At 36.5% G+C, this 15,450-nt stretch carries 13 protein-coding genes; 3 read left to right on the top strand and 10 right to left on the bottom strand.

The window, feature by feature from the left end:
• Positions 1–422: 422 nt before the first annotated feature.
• The gene (locus AFK68_RS31530; RefSeq protein WP_094678057.1) at positions 423–2,690 is read right to left on the bottom strand and encodes a YCF48-related protein; all 2,268 of its coding nucleotides are present in this window, start codon (positions 2,688–2,690) and stop codon (positions 423–425) included.
• A 53-nt stretch (positions 2,691–2,743) separates the two neighbouring features.
• On the opposite strand from AFK68_RS31530, the gene AFK68_RS43730 reads away from it, so the two are divergent.
• Positions 2,744–2,866, top strand: a complete 123-nt coding sequence (locus AFK68_RS43730) for a hypothetical protein (protein ID WP_256386694.1) — start codon at positions 2,744–2,746, stop codon at positions 2,864–2,866.
• A 102-nt stretch (positions 2,867–2,968) separates the two neighbouring features.
• Here the strand turns inward: AFK68_RS43730 and AFK68_RS31525 are convergent, their stop codons facing one another.
• Both AFK68_RS31525 and AFK68_RS31520 read right to left on the bottom strand, forming a co-directional pair.
• Entirely contained in the window at positions 2,969–4,717 is a 1,749-nt protein-coding gene (locus AFK68_RS31525) for a hypothetical protein (RefSeq protein ID WP_094678055.1), read from the bottom strand.
• A 306-nt stretch (positions 4,718–5,023) separates the two neighbouring features.
• Positions 5,024–5,500: an ankyrin repeat domain-containing protein gene (locus tag AFK68_RS31520; RefSeq protein WP_094678053.1), complete on the bottom strand. Its 477-nt coding sequence runs from the start codon at positions 5,498–5,500 to the stop codon at positions 5,024–5,026.
• Positions 5,501–5,711: 211 nt separating this feature from the next.
• On the opposite strand from AFK68_RS31520, the gene AFK68_RS31515 reads away from it, so the two are divergent.
• Both AFK68_RS31515 and AFK68_RS31510 read left to right on the top strand, forming a co-directional pair.
• Positions 5,712–7,265: a lipid-A-disaccharide synthase gene (locus AFK68_RS31515; RefSeq protein ID WP_094678051.1), complete on the top strand. Its 1,554-nt coding sequence runs from the start codon at positions 5,712–5,714 to the stop codon at positions 7,263–7,265.
• 83 nt (positions 7,266–7,348) lie between these two features.
• On the top strand, positions 7,349–8,587 hold the full coding sequence (locus AFK68_RS31510; protein ID WP_094678049.1) for an SGNH/GDSL hydrolase family protein: 1,239 nt from the start codon (positions 7,349–7,351) through the stop codon (positions 8,585–8,587).
• Between the two features lie 226 nt (positions 8,588–8,813).
• Here AFK68_RS31510 and AFK68_RS31505 read toward each other — a convergent pair whose 3' ends face one another.
• The 7 genes from AFK68_RS31505 to AFK68_RS31480 form a co-directional block, all read right to left on the bottom strand.
• A complete protein-coding gene (locus AFK68_RS31505; RefSeq protein WP_094678047.1) occupies positions 8,814–9,596 on the bottom strand; it encodes an SDR family NAD(P)-dependent oxidoreductase in 783 nt (260 codons plus the stop codon).
• Between the two features lie 319 nt (positions 9,597–9,915).
• A complete protein-coding gene (locus tag AFK68_RS31500; protein WP_094678045.1) occupies positions 9,916–10,653 on the bottom strand; it encodes a sulfotransferase family protein in 738 nt (245 codons plus the stop codon).
• A 75-nt stretch (positions 10,654–10,728) separates the two neighbouring features.
• Complete coding sequence (locus AFK68_RS31495) at positions 10,729–12,093, bottom strand: NAD(P)-dependent oxidoreductase (RefSeq protein WP_143438490.1); 1,365 nt, start codon at positions 12,091–12,093, stop codon at positions 10,729–10,731.
• A gap of 123 nt (positions 12,094–12,216) precedes the next feature.
• Entirely contained in the window at positions 12,217–12,369 is a 153-nt protein-coding gene (locus AFK68_RS37660) for a hypothetical protein (RefSeq protein ID WP_210407726.1), read from the bottom strand.
• Positions 12,370–12,392: 23 nt separating this feature from the next.
• Positions 12,393–13,097 (bottom strand): bifunctional 2-polyprenyl-6-hydroxyphenol methylase/3-demethylubiquinol 3-O-methyltransferase UbiG, encoded by a 705-nt coding sequence (locus tag AFK68_RS31490; protein ID WP_094678041.1) that lies wholly within the window; start codon positions 13,095–13,097, stop codon positions 12,393–12,395.
• Between the two features lie 313 nt (positions 13,098–13,410).
• Complete coding sequence (locus tag AFK68_RS42965) at positions 13,411–14,340, bottom strand: 2-oxoglutarate and iron-dependent oxygenase domain-containing protein (protein ID WP_094678039.1); 930 nt, start codon at positions 14,338–14,340, stop codon at positions 13,411–13,413.
• Between the two features lie 412 nt (positions 14,341–14,752).
• A complete protein-coding gene (locus AFK68_RS31480; RefSeq protein ID WP_094678037.1) occupies positions 14,753–15,433 on the bottom strand; it encodes a class I SAM-dependent methyltransferase in 681 nt (226 codons plus the stop codon).
• Positions 15,434–15,450 lie beyond the last annotated feature (17 nt).

Raw genomic sequence — 15,450 nt, 5'->3', positions numbered from 1 at the left:
TTCCTTCTTCCTTCTCTCCTAGATAATATGAGCCTTCTTCCTTTAAACCCAAATCTCTGTACTCTAAAAAACATGAAAACTGCTGTAAAATGATATTATATAAATCCGGTTGTTTTTTTATCAAAAAACCTCCTCATACAATACAGTAGGGACGTTCCATGGAACGTCCCTACTTATGATAACTGTTTGAAGCCCAAGTTTAGCAACCCAACTATATTTTTAAAATTAGTGGTGTGCGGATTTTGAGGGGATATAATTATTCCTCATTTTCTCCAAAATTTACAGCATATTTTAAGATGGTGAGGTACAGTTTAAAATTAATCTCTGTTCCCTGTTCCCTGTTCCCTAAAATCTAAAAACTTTGTACCTCCAAGACTCCAAAACTGCTGTAAGATATACAGTTTAAATGCTAAACATTTATATCATACTTTACCTCTGCTATTGAGTTTCCTTAATGTTATGTAAATAACGATCCCTACTACGATGAGGCCGACTAACAGGACTAAAACCCTTTTCAATAGACCTTGATAGACAAATAAAGCTAGCCGAATATTGCTGAGAAAATTTGCTTCTCCCATTGACTCAGAATTTTGAATAGCTAAAGTTTCCTTAGTCTTTCCATTATCTGTTGTTAACTTGAATATTTCCAAACTAGCTGAACCAAAGCTGTAGATCGTCCTGTCATTAACATAGTTTGGTGAAAAAACAATCGGCTTTCCTGATGAAGGCACAGTATTTATTCTTGATATGGGTAATGAAGCATCTGCAATTTGTTGGAATGATTGCCCTCCATCTTCACTTTTGTATAACCCAAGACCTAGCACACCTAACACAAGTGTTTTATCGTTCTCATAGTTTGGTGAAATAGCAATAGCTTCTAACTCAGGCGAGTCAGTACCTAATCCAGGTATATTGAGCCGCTGGTTCCAAGTTTTTCCTCCGTCCCGTGATTCAAAAAGACCTCGACCTCTGGTACTAACAAATAAAGTTTGATCCCGTGCAAAGTCTGGAGAAATAGCTATCTGCATTTTTCCGGCTTCAGCTAAAGCTGTATTTTCACTTATTGCTTCCCAGTTTTTTCCAGCATCGGTACTCTTGTAGATTCCCTTCTCTCCAGTTACATAGATAGTACGATCGCTAGCAAAATTAGGGGATATGGCAATAGAGGAACCAGTGTTGCCTTGAAGAGCTGGAACCTGACCAATTTTCTCAAAGTCTTTACCTCCATTTTGAGACCGATAGATATTACCCTTTTGAGGTAGGATGTAAACAGTATTATCATTTGAGAAGTCTGGAGAAACACCTATTGTCAGTCCACGTTCTTCCTTCGGCATAGAAGCAATTGACCAGGAAATACCCCCATCCTGACTTGTTGCTACTTTAGTCCAGAGTAGTGATGCCCATAGTGTTTTATCTTGATCGTAGTTGGGAGAAAAAGCAACATCAAAGTAGCGACGAGGATCGTAGTTGGGTGGTAGTGATTCCCACTTTCTAGTAAACCAAGGTTCTTCGAGACCTCTTTGAGCAATCTTCCAAGTTTGACCGCCATCGCTACTGATATTAATGTTGCCAACGTAATCTACAGTTGCCAAAGTTGAATCATTAGAAGCTGCCATTGCAACAACCGTACTCCTAAGTATGGTTTCTAAGTCTTGCCATTTTTGCCCCTGATCTTCAGACTTGAAGAGACCATCAAAACCTGCTAGGAAAGTCACGCTACCATCTAGAGAGAACTCCAGTTCAGTAAAGCTAGGTTGCTCCATCTCTTCAGCTTGGCTATCGATTATTAGTCCCTGAGTTCTGGGTTGCCATTCTTGGCCATCCCAGTAAAATAACCCAGTATTTGCCGTAGAAACAAACAGTTGTGGTTCATTTTGGGAACCTGGAATAATTTTGATATCTTTAACAAGCTCATTGGCAATTGGAATTGCCTGTTTTGTCCATGTTTTACCTTGGTCAGAGGTTTGAAAAATACCCTGGGTTTGAGTTCCAAGCCACATTGAACCGACTGGTCCACCTAGCATAGGCTCAATAGCAACAATTGGACTATCAAGTGGTAAGCCAGATGCTGCGCGATCGCTAGCTTGCCAAGTTGCTCCGCTGTCGCCAGATACCAATAGTTCTTTTGTATTGGCAACAATGACTAATTTGCCATCATTAGAAAAACCTAGAGCTTCAATAGGACTTTTACTTTGGAATACTTGTTTCCAACTCTCCCCAGAATTTTGAGTTAAGTAGAGTCGATCGGATATACTTGCTAAGACAATCTTTGATGAAGTTGGTGAAATAATTATATCGTCTATAGCCAGTTCATCTAAACCTTTACTGGTATTTTGCCAGGTAATTCCTTTGTCTGATGAGCGGTAGATTCCATCTCCACTTGTTCCGAGAAATGCCACACCATCATTTTGCTGACTCAACTCCAGAGCTGGGATCAACAAACTAGAATAATCTAAACCCTGAGTAATACGCTGCCATGAAACGCCTCCATCAGATGAACGATACAGGTTATTTCTAACAACAATTAATACTGTTTTATCTTGTTGATAATTTGGTGATAGTTCAACGTGTGTGACAACATCATGTGGACGATGTGCCACTGACATACCCATATTCACAAGTATTGCCATTAGGAAGGCAACTAATACTAATCTGAAAAATTGTATGATTCGGGAAAGGCTTTGAGTCATAAAAATTATTTCCTCAAAAATACAGTTATTTTAAGAAATTATCTTAACATACTATGGATAATACAATTTTCATCAAAGACTCTTATATGCTAACAGGCAAATGGCAGAAGTCGGAAGTAGGGAAGCGTGGTAATTCTGCTCGTTACAATTCCCTATTCCCTACTCCGGATATGTAGCCCACTTTTTTCCAATTGGTATAACTGGTGATTTGCATCCCTACTGGACTATTGACTCCTGCCTCCTGAAGTCTGTCTCAATCAATAAGGACTTTTGCTTTGTTAGTTGCTCGAAAATATTACTTGAGTTTTGTTCAATAAAAAAGCTTTGCCAGTCTCAGTATCAAAAGCCCAAGCTTTAAGTTTAACTGTTCCTTGAGGAATTTCCCGAACAGAAAAATACTTTTGCCAACCGGAATATAAATAAGTTGAATTATTAAAATATTCCCTGACACTAGGTCTCGGCATTCTCTGATTAATTAACTTAAATATTATTGCTTCTCCCTCGGCATTTTCATAAGTCAAAATTACTCCATCAGCAACTTCGCCTCTTTCTGGTAATATTGCCCAACCATTAGCAATATAAGTCTGATTATCAATTTGATTTACTGTATCGAAATAACCATAAATTAAATCTGATTTTGACTCTTGTGCAATATCTTGAATATTTTTACTTTTGATTAAACCTGGTTGTAAAAAACCTAATTTATCTAAAATATTAGCAGTCTTTTTCAAAGGTTCAGAACTTCTTTTCATTACCAAACATTCATCTTGATGGATAACATTTATCATCAATAAGCAAGCTTTACTTTGAAGTAGGATAACTCGGCGATCGTTCATCCTATCTACAGCATTAATCGTAGTATTAATATGTAAAACTAAAAAAACACTAATAAGTAATAAGGAACTATATCTAATTAAATTTTTACGAGTATTGTTTTGACTAACTAACTGCCAAAAAATAGCCAGTAGATAAATCAAAGACACCATCAAATATAATGAAAAAGCTGTATATCTTGGAGCCAAAGCTTGACCAACGCCAAAACCAACTCTACCTACAGCAGTTACAGCTCCACTAATAATTGCATAAATTCCAATTATTAGCCAAACAATGAGACGATGTAATAACAAAAAATCTGTTTTAACTAATCGAAAAAACTGCCAAAAAAGAAACATCCACGAACTAAATACCAAACCTCCAACTATTGTTGCCACAGTTAAATTTTCAAATCCTAAAGGAGCGCCTAAAAAAACCAAAAAATAATGAAATGTATCAACTGGATGACTTATCGCTGACAAGAAACTCGGATGTTTATCAGGTTTTTGGTAATCATAAAAATACAGAACTACGTTACCGACAAAACCCAATAAACCACCAATAATTATCCAAATATTTTTAGTAAAAATTTCCTGCCATTTTCCTGAAGCTAAAATTCCTAACCCTGGAAACACTAATACCCAAGTCAACATTCCATTGGCATAAGAAAAAGTGCTAACCGTACAAAGAAAAAAACAAATTATGAACTTTGTTCTTAAACTCAATTTTTTTTGAGCAATAACCAAACAGCCAGTTAAACAAGCAATAGGAATATAAACTACAACCTGAATTCCCCAAAGCCAATTTTCATATTGGGCAGGAGAAAAAATTAGTAGGTTAGAAATTACTAAGAGAAAAAATTGAGTAACAAAACTACCTTTTACAGTTAACCTACTTAACCAATAGATGTTTAAAGAAACAATGCAAGTCAATAAAAATATTACCAACATTTCATATCTGACATCCCAATTTGTCAAATAAGCTAAACCTATAAAAATTAGCCTGGGAAAAAATTTCCTACTTTCGTGGAACTGGGCAAATAAGTCACTAAAAGAAAGATTACCAGTGTAGATTTTCTCAAACATAATTGCCAGAGGCCATTGGTCTGAAAAAGGAAAATTTACGCTATACTTCAGGATACAAATTCCCATGAATAAAACAGGCAAAAAAATCAGACAGAAAATCGGAATTTGTTGGCGGTTTAATTGCTGCATAAATTATTTAGTTGAAAATTATTTATTTTTACCGAAAAATTAAGGTTTAAACCCTCTACTTGGCTGCGCCATAGGCTGTCGCTCTACAGGAATAAAAAAGAAAAAAATATGTCCATCCAATCCTCTTTTTCCAAAGAAGAGGTAATTGTTAATTATTAATTGTTGAATGTATGTTGAGAAAAAAATTAAAGCCTTTCTCAAGCTTATGAGGTACACAAGCTCTTTAATTTCTTTTCTATTCCTTATTCCCTGTTCCCTAAAACAAACGAATTTTGTACCTCACGCTTCTTGGGAATTGCTATAATATCATTTGCTATCGCGCACCTGCTTCAGTAACTCCACCACATCCTTATGACCTTCCGAATTTGCCCAGACTAAGGCCGTCCATTTATTATTATCTTTCGCCCTAATGTCTGCTCCCCTGTCTAGTAAAGTTTGCACTACACTAATATGACCACTACCAGCAGCAGTCATCAAAGCAGTCAAGCCAAAATTAGTAGTAGCATCAACATTAGCACCAGCATCTAACAACAGTTGCAAAATGTCCTGGTTGCCACTAGCAACAGCACCCATCAAAGGGACCCAACCATCATTATCATTGCCATTGACATCCGCACCAGCAGCCAATAATTTTTTCACTATCTCTAGATGGCCTGCTTCTACTGCAGCAATTAAAGGAGTCGAATTCTCTGAGTCTTTGGCATTGACATCTGCACCCCCACTCAGCAAAGTTTCAACTTGAGAAATATCTCCAACTTTAGCAGCGTTAATTAATTCTGTCATTGAATTTTCTCCTATAATTTAGTTTCATTTAGTTAGTATACTGGAGAGTACAAAGTTCTTCTAAAAAACGATTTACTTTTAAGACTGATAGTATTACTGATAAAAGCTTATAGCACCTACAGCTCTGAACAGAGAGTTTACAGCCTTAGATAGCCATTGCTAGCCAAGGCTACTCTAAAAAATATGCACTGTCTAGTTAGTATATTAAGATATGGAAAAAGTTGATATTGTCATACTATCAAATGGTCCGGGAGAATTAATTACCTGGGTAAGACCTGTTGTACAACAGTTACGGCAACAGGCAAATATTGATATGAGAATTTCTGTTATTCTTTCCCCTTGTCCCCATGCTACGGGAAAAGAAGTAGCGATCGCTCGTTCTTATCCAGAAGTAGATCGGGTACAACCAGCAGAATATTTTTGGCAGTTTTTGCTCATGGGTAAGACGGCAGAAAATTGGCATTGGTATCCCCAAGGAGTAGTTTTATTTTTGGGAGGCGACCAATTTTTTACTGTTATGGTGGGAAAACGTTTGGGTTATCGCACTGTTATTTATGCTGAGTGGGATGCTAGATGGTGGCGTTGGATAGATAAATTTGGTGTGATGAAGCAGGAAGTAGTTGCTCAGGTGCCTCCAAAATATGCTGATAAATTTACCGTAGTGGGAGATTTGATGAATGAAGTTAGGAGTCGTAGGGGCGAATGGCCATTAGCTACGCACAACTTTCCTACCGAATGCTCCGCATTCATGTCGGCTCTTAGCCGAAACGTTTTATATGTCGCGCAGCGAAACGCCCGTACAGAAGTTGGAAGTTGTTTTTCTGATGGGGAGAGCAGTAATGAAGTCAGAATTCAGAATTCAGAAATTCTCCTTTCAAACGGAGGCAGTAATTTAGAGTTAATTGGTTTATTGCCTGGGTCGAAACCTACTAAGTTGTCTTTGGGTGTACCTTTAACTTTGGCGATCGCTCAACATATCCACAAAATTCGTCCGCAAACTAGATTTATTATTCCAGTTGCTCCAACTCTTGAGTTAGAAACTTTAGCTAATTTCGCCGACCCGCAAAAAAATCCAGCAATTGCAAAAATGGGTGGTGTAGGAGCAAAATTATTGATACCTTCTTTGGAGAGAAACGAAACAGAGAATACAGAGCAAGCAGCAGGTTTGGAGACAGCACTAACGCAGAAACCGGGTTTATTGAGAACTCATTTTAAAGACAACGATCAGGGAAATAAACCCAGTTTCTTAGTTGCTTCAGGTAACTCCTATGAAATCAAAAATCCTAAATTGGTGACAACTGAGGGAGTAGAAATAGAATTGATAACCCGCACTCCTGCTTACGATCTACTTTCCCAATGTCGTCTTTGTCTAACTACTGTTGGTGCTAACACTGCTGAACTAGGTTCTTTAGCAGTACCGATGATTGTTTTATTACCTACTCAACAATTAGATATTATGAGAGCGTGGGATGGTTTACCAGGGTTACTGGCAAATTTACCAGGAGTCGGCGCTGCTTTTGCTACCATAATTAATTGGTTAGTAGTGCGTAAAGGGCAACTGTTTGCTTGGCCGAATATTTGGGCAAAAGAGGAAATAGTTCCAGAATTAATGGGAAAACTTAAACCAGAAACCGTAGCAGAGTTGGTATTAGAATTTTTGAGTCATCCAGAAAAGTTGGTAGAAATGAGCGATCGCCTCCGCAGTTTACGGGGGGAACCAGGAGCAGCAGAAAAATTGGCAGAAATTGTATTATCATTAACCTAAACTAGAAAAAATCTAACTTTTGACTTTTGTAGGGGCGAATGGCCATTCGCCCCTACGAATTTTGAATTTTGACTTGATAAACTATGGCATTAACAATAAACGAAGTATTTGACGAACAATTCTATTTAGAAACCTACCCAGGAGTAGCTGAAGCAGTTGCCAATGGTACTATTAGCGATGGTCTTTTCCACTTTATTAGATTTGGTCAATTTGAACAACGAGACCCAAGTGCGATTTTCAATACCAACTTTTATCTCGCTGCTAACCCCGGTGTTGCAACTGTTGTCGAACAAAATATTCTCACCCCAACAGAACACTTTATCAACTTTGGTCAGTTTGAACCACGAGATCCCAGTGCTTTACTCAACACCAGTTTTTACCTAGATCGTTATCCAGGTGTCGCCGAAGCAGTAGCAACGACACCACTTACCACCACAGAACACTTTCTCAATTTTGGTCAATTTGAAGGTCGTTTGCCACGTCTATTATTTAGCAATATTTATGTATTTGGTGATAGTCTGTCTGATACAGGGAATGCTTTTGCACTTACTGGCGGTCTATTGCCACCAAGTCCTCCCTATTTTCAGGGGCGTTTCAGCAACGGCCCTGTATGGGTAGAAAGCCTCGCGCCTCAGTTAGAATTAACATTTAACCCTAACTTCAATTTTGCTTTTGCAGGTGCAACTACAGGAATTATTAATACTACCAACAATTTATTACCAGAGGGATCGCCCCCACTATTAATAGGTTTACAAACACAAATTGATGAATTTATTGCAGAAACTCCCGCCACCGACCCAGATGCTTTATATGTAGTGTGGGCAGGAGGGAATGATTATTTAAGGGGCGATGATCCAGATGTACAGTCATCTGTTGGTAATTTATCAGTGGCAGTCAATAAACTTGCTAGCATTGGAGCCAGAAATTTTATTTTACCGAATATACCAGACTTAGGAGCAATTCCACTTGCACAGACTTTTCCTCCAGAACAACAACAGGCATTAACTTTATTAACTGAAGCTCATAATAGTGCCTTAGCAGCAACTTCCCCAATATTAGAACAAGACCCAAACATTAATATTATTAATTTTGATAGTCGGACTTCAATTGATAATATAATTGCTAATCCTGGTGATTTTGGCTTTACAAATGTCACAGATAGTTTCTTAGCTTCTGGTCCAAATAACCCTGATGATTTTCTATTCTTTGATGAGATACATCCTACTGATAATGGTCATAATTTTATAGCAGATTCAGCAATCAAATCAATTACAGAAATTAATGAATTACTTAGTATTGTGGAAACATCTCCTGGTTTTTAACTGAAAAATATTAGAGGGAATGGTGTTGCACAATCAAGAATGATAAAATCCGAACATTTAATATTTTTGGATAACTCTTTTCTCAGTATATATACAGTTGAAAATCTATTATCATTCTTTAATGTGCAACCCCAGATTTTTTTCATTAAAAATTTCCTCTCTGCTCACCTATCACCTATTTTCCAACTGATAAATACTTTAACGTTGCTGTCAATCTAATCTTTTTTTACCACAGGGAACCTGCTGCTATAGTTATATCTTCCATTGTAATACCCAATGCCTCATCACGACATAGGAAAGCAGCCAGTGTCCCAATTTCTTGTGGTTGTATGATTCTCTTCTGAGGATAACTCTGCTTGATTTCCTCTAAGTATTCAGCAGCAGTTCGACCTTCAACTTGAGCAAGTCGCATTGCTACTTCTGTAGCCATCTTAGTTTCTACCCAACCTGGACTAATTGAGTTACAGGATACTCCGTGGGGTGCGCCTTCCAAGGCAACACAACGAGTAAATCCCAGAATTGCTGCTTTGGAAGTACAATAGGCAGCGTGAAGCAGAACACCTACTGAAGCATAAGTTGAGGCAATATTGATAATACGACCCCATTTGCGTTCTATCATTCCAGGTAAACATAGCTTAGTAGTGCGATAGATACCGTTGAGGTTAACATCTATAACTCTATACCAGTCTTCGTCAGGATGATTGCAGATTGTATGCTCACAGGCTATTCCCGCAGCATTGATAAGAATATCAACCTTGCCGAATTCCTTCATTGTAGCATCATAAAAAGCTTGAACTGAATCAGTTGAGGATACATCCAGATCGAGCGCTAGAGCTTTGACACCTTGTGACTCAATTTCACTATGGCATGAACTCGTGCTAGCAGAACGAGAACCTACTGCTACATTAGCACCACTTTGAGCTAAAGCAATAGCAATAGCTTTACCGATACCAGATGTACCACCTGTTACTATTGCTATGCGATTTTGAATAAATTTTGCTTGACTCATATTCCTCACCAATTATAAGCTTAAGAAGCTAATTTTACAGAACTTTTGACGATAATTAGGTACACTTTAATACTAATCTTAGCGTTGCTGATTTTAGGTATGAAATTCCTATATTTAAGTGTAAATCAGAGATTTTTCTGTGCCTTAAAGAGGGGAAACAGCTCCTTTATAGCTCTTTAAATCTACATATATTCAGCAACGCCTTAATCTTCTATTACCTATTCCTTAAAGTCTTAAAACTTTGTACTTCATTAACTCGAAAACTGCTGTAATAATACAGAAGGAAAATCAATTGGTTAGTGTATAGAGCGAAAAATTGTTATTCAATTCGCAGTCGAGCTTCGTAAAGTTTTTGGTAGTAAGGTAAACAAAATTCATAGGCTTTCTTTAAATGTTCGTTATCTTCAATCTTGACATAATCCTTTTTTTCTCTTTCTTTAAATCCTTGACTAGATAATACATGATTATGCCATCCGCCTTCCCATTGATTGATTGCCGGTTGAGGTTCAGCTTTCCATTCTAGAGCTTCTTCAATAAATGGTATACCTATAGCATTACAATAGGCTTTAACAGTTGCTTGAGGTTTTTTAACTAAATCATCTGAATCAATTACTACTGGTATTTTTCCAGTAATTTCTTTAGCCATTTCAAACAGCTTATCAAGTTGAGCATATCCAGTTTCTTCTAAGGTAAAATCAGACCAATTTTTAAAGAGAGATGGCAACATTTTTTCTGGATTTCTAATCAGAAAACTATTATTAAAATTAGACAAAAACTCTTGATTAGCTACAGGTTCAACTTGATAACCCATGTCTTTAATAAAGACTGGTTGCTTTTCATTTTCTTGCTTTAATTTTTCCAAAATACAACTAAAATTGTATTGGGCATCTGGTTCTATATCTGGATAACGAGTTGTATCACAACGCTCTTCGGAGTAGTAAAAAGATTTTCCAAAAGGTTCGTCATCTACGAAAAAATCTCCTCTTTCCCGCATCATACGCTCAAATGCAGTGGAAGTTGACCGTGGCACTGCCCACAAAGCTAATATTTTGTTCATTTTTTTAATATCCTACTTAGTGTTTACTGTTGAAAATATTTCAATTTTGTCTTTTATGAAATATCTTTGCCTATCTCATTTTTCTAACACAGAAATTATTTTATTGATAGTGGGAGTCTTAACTTTTTGCTGGAAGTTATAGTCTTTAAATTTGGCAACTATTCTATCATTAGGTTGATAAGAATTTTCATTATCAGAAACCCAACTACTTCCACAACCCCAACGAATAACTTTAACTAATAAGTCTTGACTTAATCCTATCTTTTGACCTAATTTATAAGACTCTTGTAAAACTAGGTAATTAATATATGCCATCAATTCTGTCAGAGTTTGAGCAATTTCTTCTAGGGGTTCTTGTAATTTATGCTCAGGTCTATTATAGTTGAATTGATAAGGATAAGGTTTAATCCGACCAAAATCATCTTTAACAAACTCATTAGAATAAACATAGTTCCGATTTAAACCATAAGGAGAAGGTGCTATAAATCCTGGTATTCTCAAATCTAGGTTATTCTCATCTTCAACTAATTTAGTTACAATGATATAATTTTCTGAAAATTTATATGTCTTTCCAGCTTGCTGATATCTTGCCTCAATAATTTTTCCCAAAGGTAAAGGAACATTGAATTCTTCAGCTAATTTCACAGTTAAATCACTATCCTTAGCTGCAATTTCTAAACTACAGGAATTGTCGTAACTGCCATCAAAGATAAATGGAGATATTTGTTCTGCTGCAAAACTATTAGCTTGGGATGCTTTCATAAACTGCCACATCCAATCTAAGGGAATACCACAGGTTTTAGCAATGATCAGCACTTCCCCCAAAACAACTATAGCAGTATAACACAGTAAATTAGTCAAAAGCTTCACAGCTTGTGCTTCACCAATTTTACTCATCACGAAAAAGGATATTTTGCCTACATCATTCAAAACTTCCTGACTAGCGTCAAACCCCTCTTTATCTCCACTAACATAAAAACTCATGTTACCAAAATCTACCCCCATGTGGGATAAATTACTCACAGGAGCTTCTAGACTATAAACACCTTTTTTCTTAGCTTCCCCAGCAATATACTTGGTATTATGATAATCTGAAGTTGAAAAATCAATCCAAATCGAGCCAGTTTTCATTCCATTCAAAGCCCCATTTTCCCCTAATATATTTTCTGTAACATGATGGGGTAAAGGTAGATTAGTGAGCACAATATCAGCATTCTGAGCCACTTCTTGGGGACTATTACACCAAACTGCTCCAGCTTCAATTACTGTTTTAGCTGCTTCTGGATATTTATCATAAACTTGCACAGGATACCCTAATTCTAAGAGTTTAAAAATCATAGGTCGTCCCATATGGCCTGTTCCAATATAAGCAACTGTAGCTTTGTTTTTCATCTCAAATTTTTTCTCACTTACTTTAAGATTATTTGTTAAATAAGTCAATTCATTTTTCGGCTTTACGCTCAATCTCAGAAAGGTAGTTTTCAACAATTAATAATTAATAATTACCTCTCCTTGAAAACGGATAGGATTGACTCAAAGGAATCTTTTTATTTATTATTCCCTTCAAAGGGGAGGCTTTAAACCGCAATTTTTCGGTAAAATAGAAGAAGCAACTAATTTAATTAAGACTTTTCCCGGTTGAGGAATGGGTTTTGGTACTTGGGCATATTCCAGTTTTTCCATTTCTCTATACCCTTTTAGAATAACAGCTTTCATTAATTGTCTCATAGTTACTATAATTATTTGTAGCTGACTAAAAACTTGTTATCAATAATCTGATATCCTTGATTAAATCCAGCATCAATCAGCGCTTGAGTTGTCTTTCCTCCATCAAAAAAATAAAAACGGCAAAATTGCTCGCTGAGAATTTCCCCATTAGCTTGAGAAAAAACATACCATTTATCAAGATAATTTCCCTCCTTCTTGATTTTATGCTCATAAAAAATCTCATCTTTAATTTCCTTTTTATAGTTGGTATGACCTCCCTGAATTCCCAATGCTAATAATCCACCCTCGTCTAACTGACTGTGTAACTTTGCCAGCAACTGCTGATTTTTTTCTGGATCGATTATGTGGCTAGAAATTCTATATTCTCCATCTTCTTCCAATATACAAATAACACCTCCAGTTGAAACTATAGCTTCAAACTTTTCCTCAGTTTCAAATTCCGTAATATCTTGACAAATCAACCTAACATTTAAATTTGCTAATCTATTCTTAGCAATTTCTAACATTCGGGGAGAAAAATCAACGCCAACAATGTTATAGTTTGCCAAAGAAAGCATTTTTTCAGTCAGTAATCCAGTTCCTACACCAATATCTAAGACTTTTCTTCTAGCACCAAGTAAGTTGTACAACGTATTACTAAGGGCATCAAAGTCAAAGTATCCACTTGTCAATAAATTGTCATAGTAATTGGCTATCCCAATGTACTCATTAATCATTCATTTATTCTCATTAATTATTCCTCTGCTGATTAAATCTCAAAGCATTTACATATCAAGGTAAGTGCCTTTTTAGATATTGAAAAAGTGCCTATTTTTCAGCTATTCATGCTCAAAAAGTCATCATTTTGGGCATGAGTCGGGCAAAAAAATTACTGCCCCTACTCCTGAAAAAGTCCTTTTTCAGCAAACCATAATTATTTTGAAGGTAATCCAATTTATAGTAGATAATGAAATCTTTGAAACGACTCAAACAGGATTGCTATATTAAAGCTTAATTTGTGGAAACTCAATAATTTTTATCTATCTATAATTAAACTAATTCTTTCGCCCTACCTGCCCCTTCATGGGTTTCCCAAATTGACACAAAGTTCTTCAACATTACTTCTTTAGAACTAATTTTTTCAGTAGTACCAAATGGTTCAATTATTGCATCAATATTAGGATAAACAAAGAAGGGAATTGATATTCTAGTTGCATCAGAATTACTATGAAATACTTCATGGGGCGTACTGACAAATAAACCTTTTGTCCACATTTGCAACAGATCCCCTAAATTAATCACAAAAGCGTCTTCTACGCAGGGAGCATCTATCCATTCTTCTTTAGTATGAACTCTCAAAGAAGGCTGGGGAAAATATTCTTGAATTAAAACTGTAAATATGCCATTATCAGTATGTTTTCCTGCTTTTCCCATCCCCGCAGGATAATAAATCGTGCGCTGGATTAATGTCGGTTCTGTAAAATATCGATCGAAGAAATTTGCTTCTAATCCTAAAGCTAAGGCTAATCCTTTTAATAATTTAGGAGTTACCTTTGTCATTATTTCTTTTTGTAGCTGATAATGATAACTAGCAAAACCTGGAGCTACACTATCATCAGGTATAACTGTCGGACCGGTAAAAGGTTCCTCAGATAGAGGTCTTTCTATACCTAAATCGAAAACTTGTTTGGGGTCAAACCCAATTTCTTTATTCAGAAATTCTCCATACAAAGGAACGTAACCCCTGCAAGTTTTGGGATAAACTTTTTGGACGTCTTGACGGTAGTTTAATTTAACATCTTCAGGTAGTTCAAAAAAATTCCGAGATGCCTCAATAGTTTGATTGATTATTTCTCTGGAAACTCCATGTTCTTTAAGATAGAAAAAACCATGTTCGTAGCAAACATCGTACAATTTTTTGATTTCTTGAGGTCTAGCTTTTTCTAATTCTGATAAGGAGATAATTGGCAGACTTTTCATAGAATCAATTTTATTTACCTATATAGTTCAATTTTACGTCTGAATTGCCACAATAAAAACCATAGAGTTAGCTAATTTTTGCTTTCCTCTATTGCTAGAAAATAGCTAAGGTTTTGGTAAAACCTAGGGAGTTGATTCTATCAGGTTTCCTGTTTGACTCTTTTGCCCTATTATGGAAGTAATAAGGGCTATCTTAAAAGTACTAAGACTAATTCAAAAACAGTAGCCGAGCGAAACTTTTAACAACCTCCTGTTCATAGAGAGAAACAGGAGTAGTGCTGCATAACTTTTCGGGGTGGAAAAATTATCAGAATCAACATCCTAGATAAAACTGGCTGCACGCGATCTCTCAAGCTATGTAGTTAGCTTTTTCTTGGGTAGCTTTCACTCTTCGCTCACCGCAGCTTGTCTATTAACAAACTGCAAAAGCCCAATAATGCGCCCCTTCTTCCGCAATATATGGACCATCTTTAACATGGTTGACCAATTTGACTTGATCTTCTTGTTGGTAGCGATCGCAAACCTCTTGGAAATTAGTGCTGTTGTAATAGCTCTTGCGGGTGCTTACTACTACCCAGCCTCCTGGTTTGGTAATGCGGATTAGCTCTAATAAAGCAGTTGGAGGCACATGACCTAAAGTAAATACCCCACAGCAAACTGTGGCATCATACTGATTGTCGTCATAAGCTTCATTTATTTTAGTGAGGTCAATTCCACTTTCCAGAACATTATAAGCACCTGTCGAGCGAGCTTGTTCTATCATTCCTGCGGACAGATCACATCCATCTACATGATTATAACCTTTTTGCTTGAGGACTATACCCACTAAACCTGTACCGCACCCTGCATCAAGAATTTCAATATTTTTATTACTGACATCTATTGCTTTCAACCCATTCTCGCCCTTAAGAGTTGCCAATAAATCGGCAATGTACTTAGGACCGATATACTCTTCGTTTGACACGTCGGTATCATATGCGGCCGCCCATTGATCGTAATATTCTTGTATCTTTTCAGCATCGCCTGATAGAACATGAGCTGCTTTGATGGCATCAAAACTATCGTTGCTTTTAGTTGTTAGTGCTTGATTCATAATCTTTTTCTTCTAAA

This window comes from Hydrocoleum sp. CS-953 (assembly GCF_002260545.1).
GTDB lineage: Bacteria > Cyanobacteriota > Cyanobacteriia > Cyanobacteriales > Microcoleaceae > Trichodesmium.
This window is presented reverse-complemented; position numbering and strand designations above follow the sequence as displayed.

Bases quoted from the DNA above. Each gene is read 5' to 3' on its own strand.
- AFK68_RS31515 (WP_094678051.1), top strand. From the start codon at position 5,712: ATGGAAAAAGTTGATATTGTCATACTATCAAATGGTCCGGGAGAATTA.
- AFK68_RS42965 (WP_094678039.1), bottom strand. From the start codon at position 14,340: ATGAAAAGTCTGCCAATTATCTCCTTATCAGAATTAGAAAAAGCTAGA.
- AFK68_RS31525 (WP_094678055.1), bottom strand. From the start codon at position 4,717: ATGCAGCAATTAAACCGCCAACAAATTCCGATTTTCTGTCTGATTTTT.
- AFK68_RS37660 (WP_210407726.1), bottom strand. From the start codon at position 12,369: ATGAAAGCTGTTATTCTAAAAGGGTATAGAGAAATGGAAAAACTGGAA.
- AFK68_RS43730 (WP_256386694.1), top strand. From the start codon at position 2,744: ATGGATAATACAATTTTCATCAAAGACTCTTATATGCTAACAGGCAAA.
- AFK68_RS31510 (WP_094678049.1), top strand. From the start codon at position 7,349: ATGGCATTAACAATAAACGAAGTATTTGACGAACAATTCTATTTAGAA.
- AFK68_RS31520 (WP_094678053.1), bottom strand. From the start codon at position 5,500: ATGACAGAATTAATTAACGCTGCTAAAGTTGGAGATATTTCTCAAGTT.
- AFK68_RS31505 (WP_094678047.1), bottom strand. From the start codon at position 9,596: ATGAGTCAAGCAAAATTTATTCAAAATCGCATAGCAATAGTAACAGGT.
- AFK68_RS31490 (WP_094678041.1), bottom strand. From the start codon at position 13,097: ATGATTAATGAGTACATTGGGATAGCCAATTACTATGACAATTTATTG.
- AFK68_RS31480 (WP_094678037.1), bottom strand. From the start codon at position 15,433: ATGAATCAAGCACTAACAACTAAAAGCAACGATAGTTTTGATGCCATC.
- AFK68_RS31500 (WP_094678045.1), bottom strand. From the start codon at position 10,653: ATGAACAAAATATTAGCTTTGTGGGCAGTGCCACGGTCAACTTCCACT.
- AFK68_RS31530 (WP_094678057.1), bottom strand. From the start codon at position 2,690: ATGACTCAAAGCCTTTCCCGAATCATACAATTTTTCAGATTAGTATTA.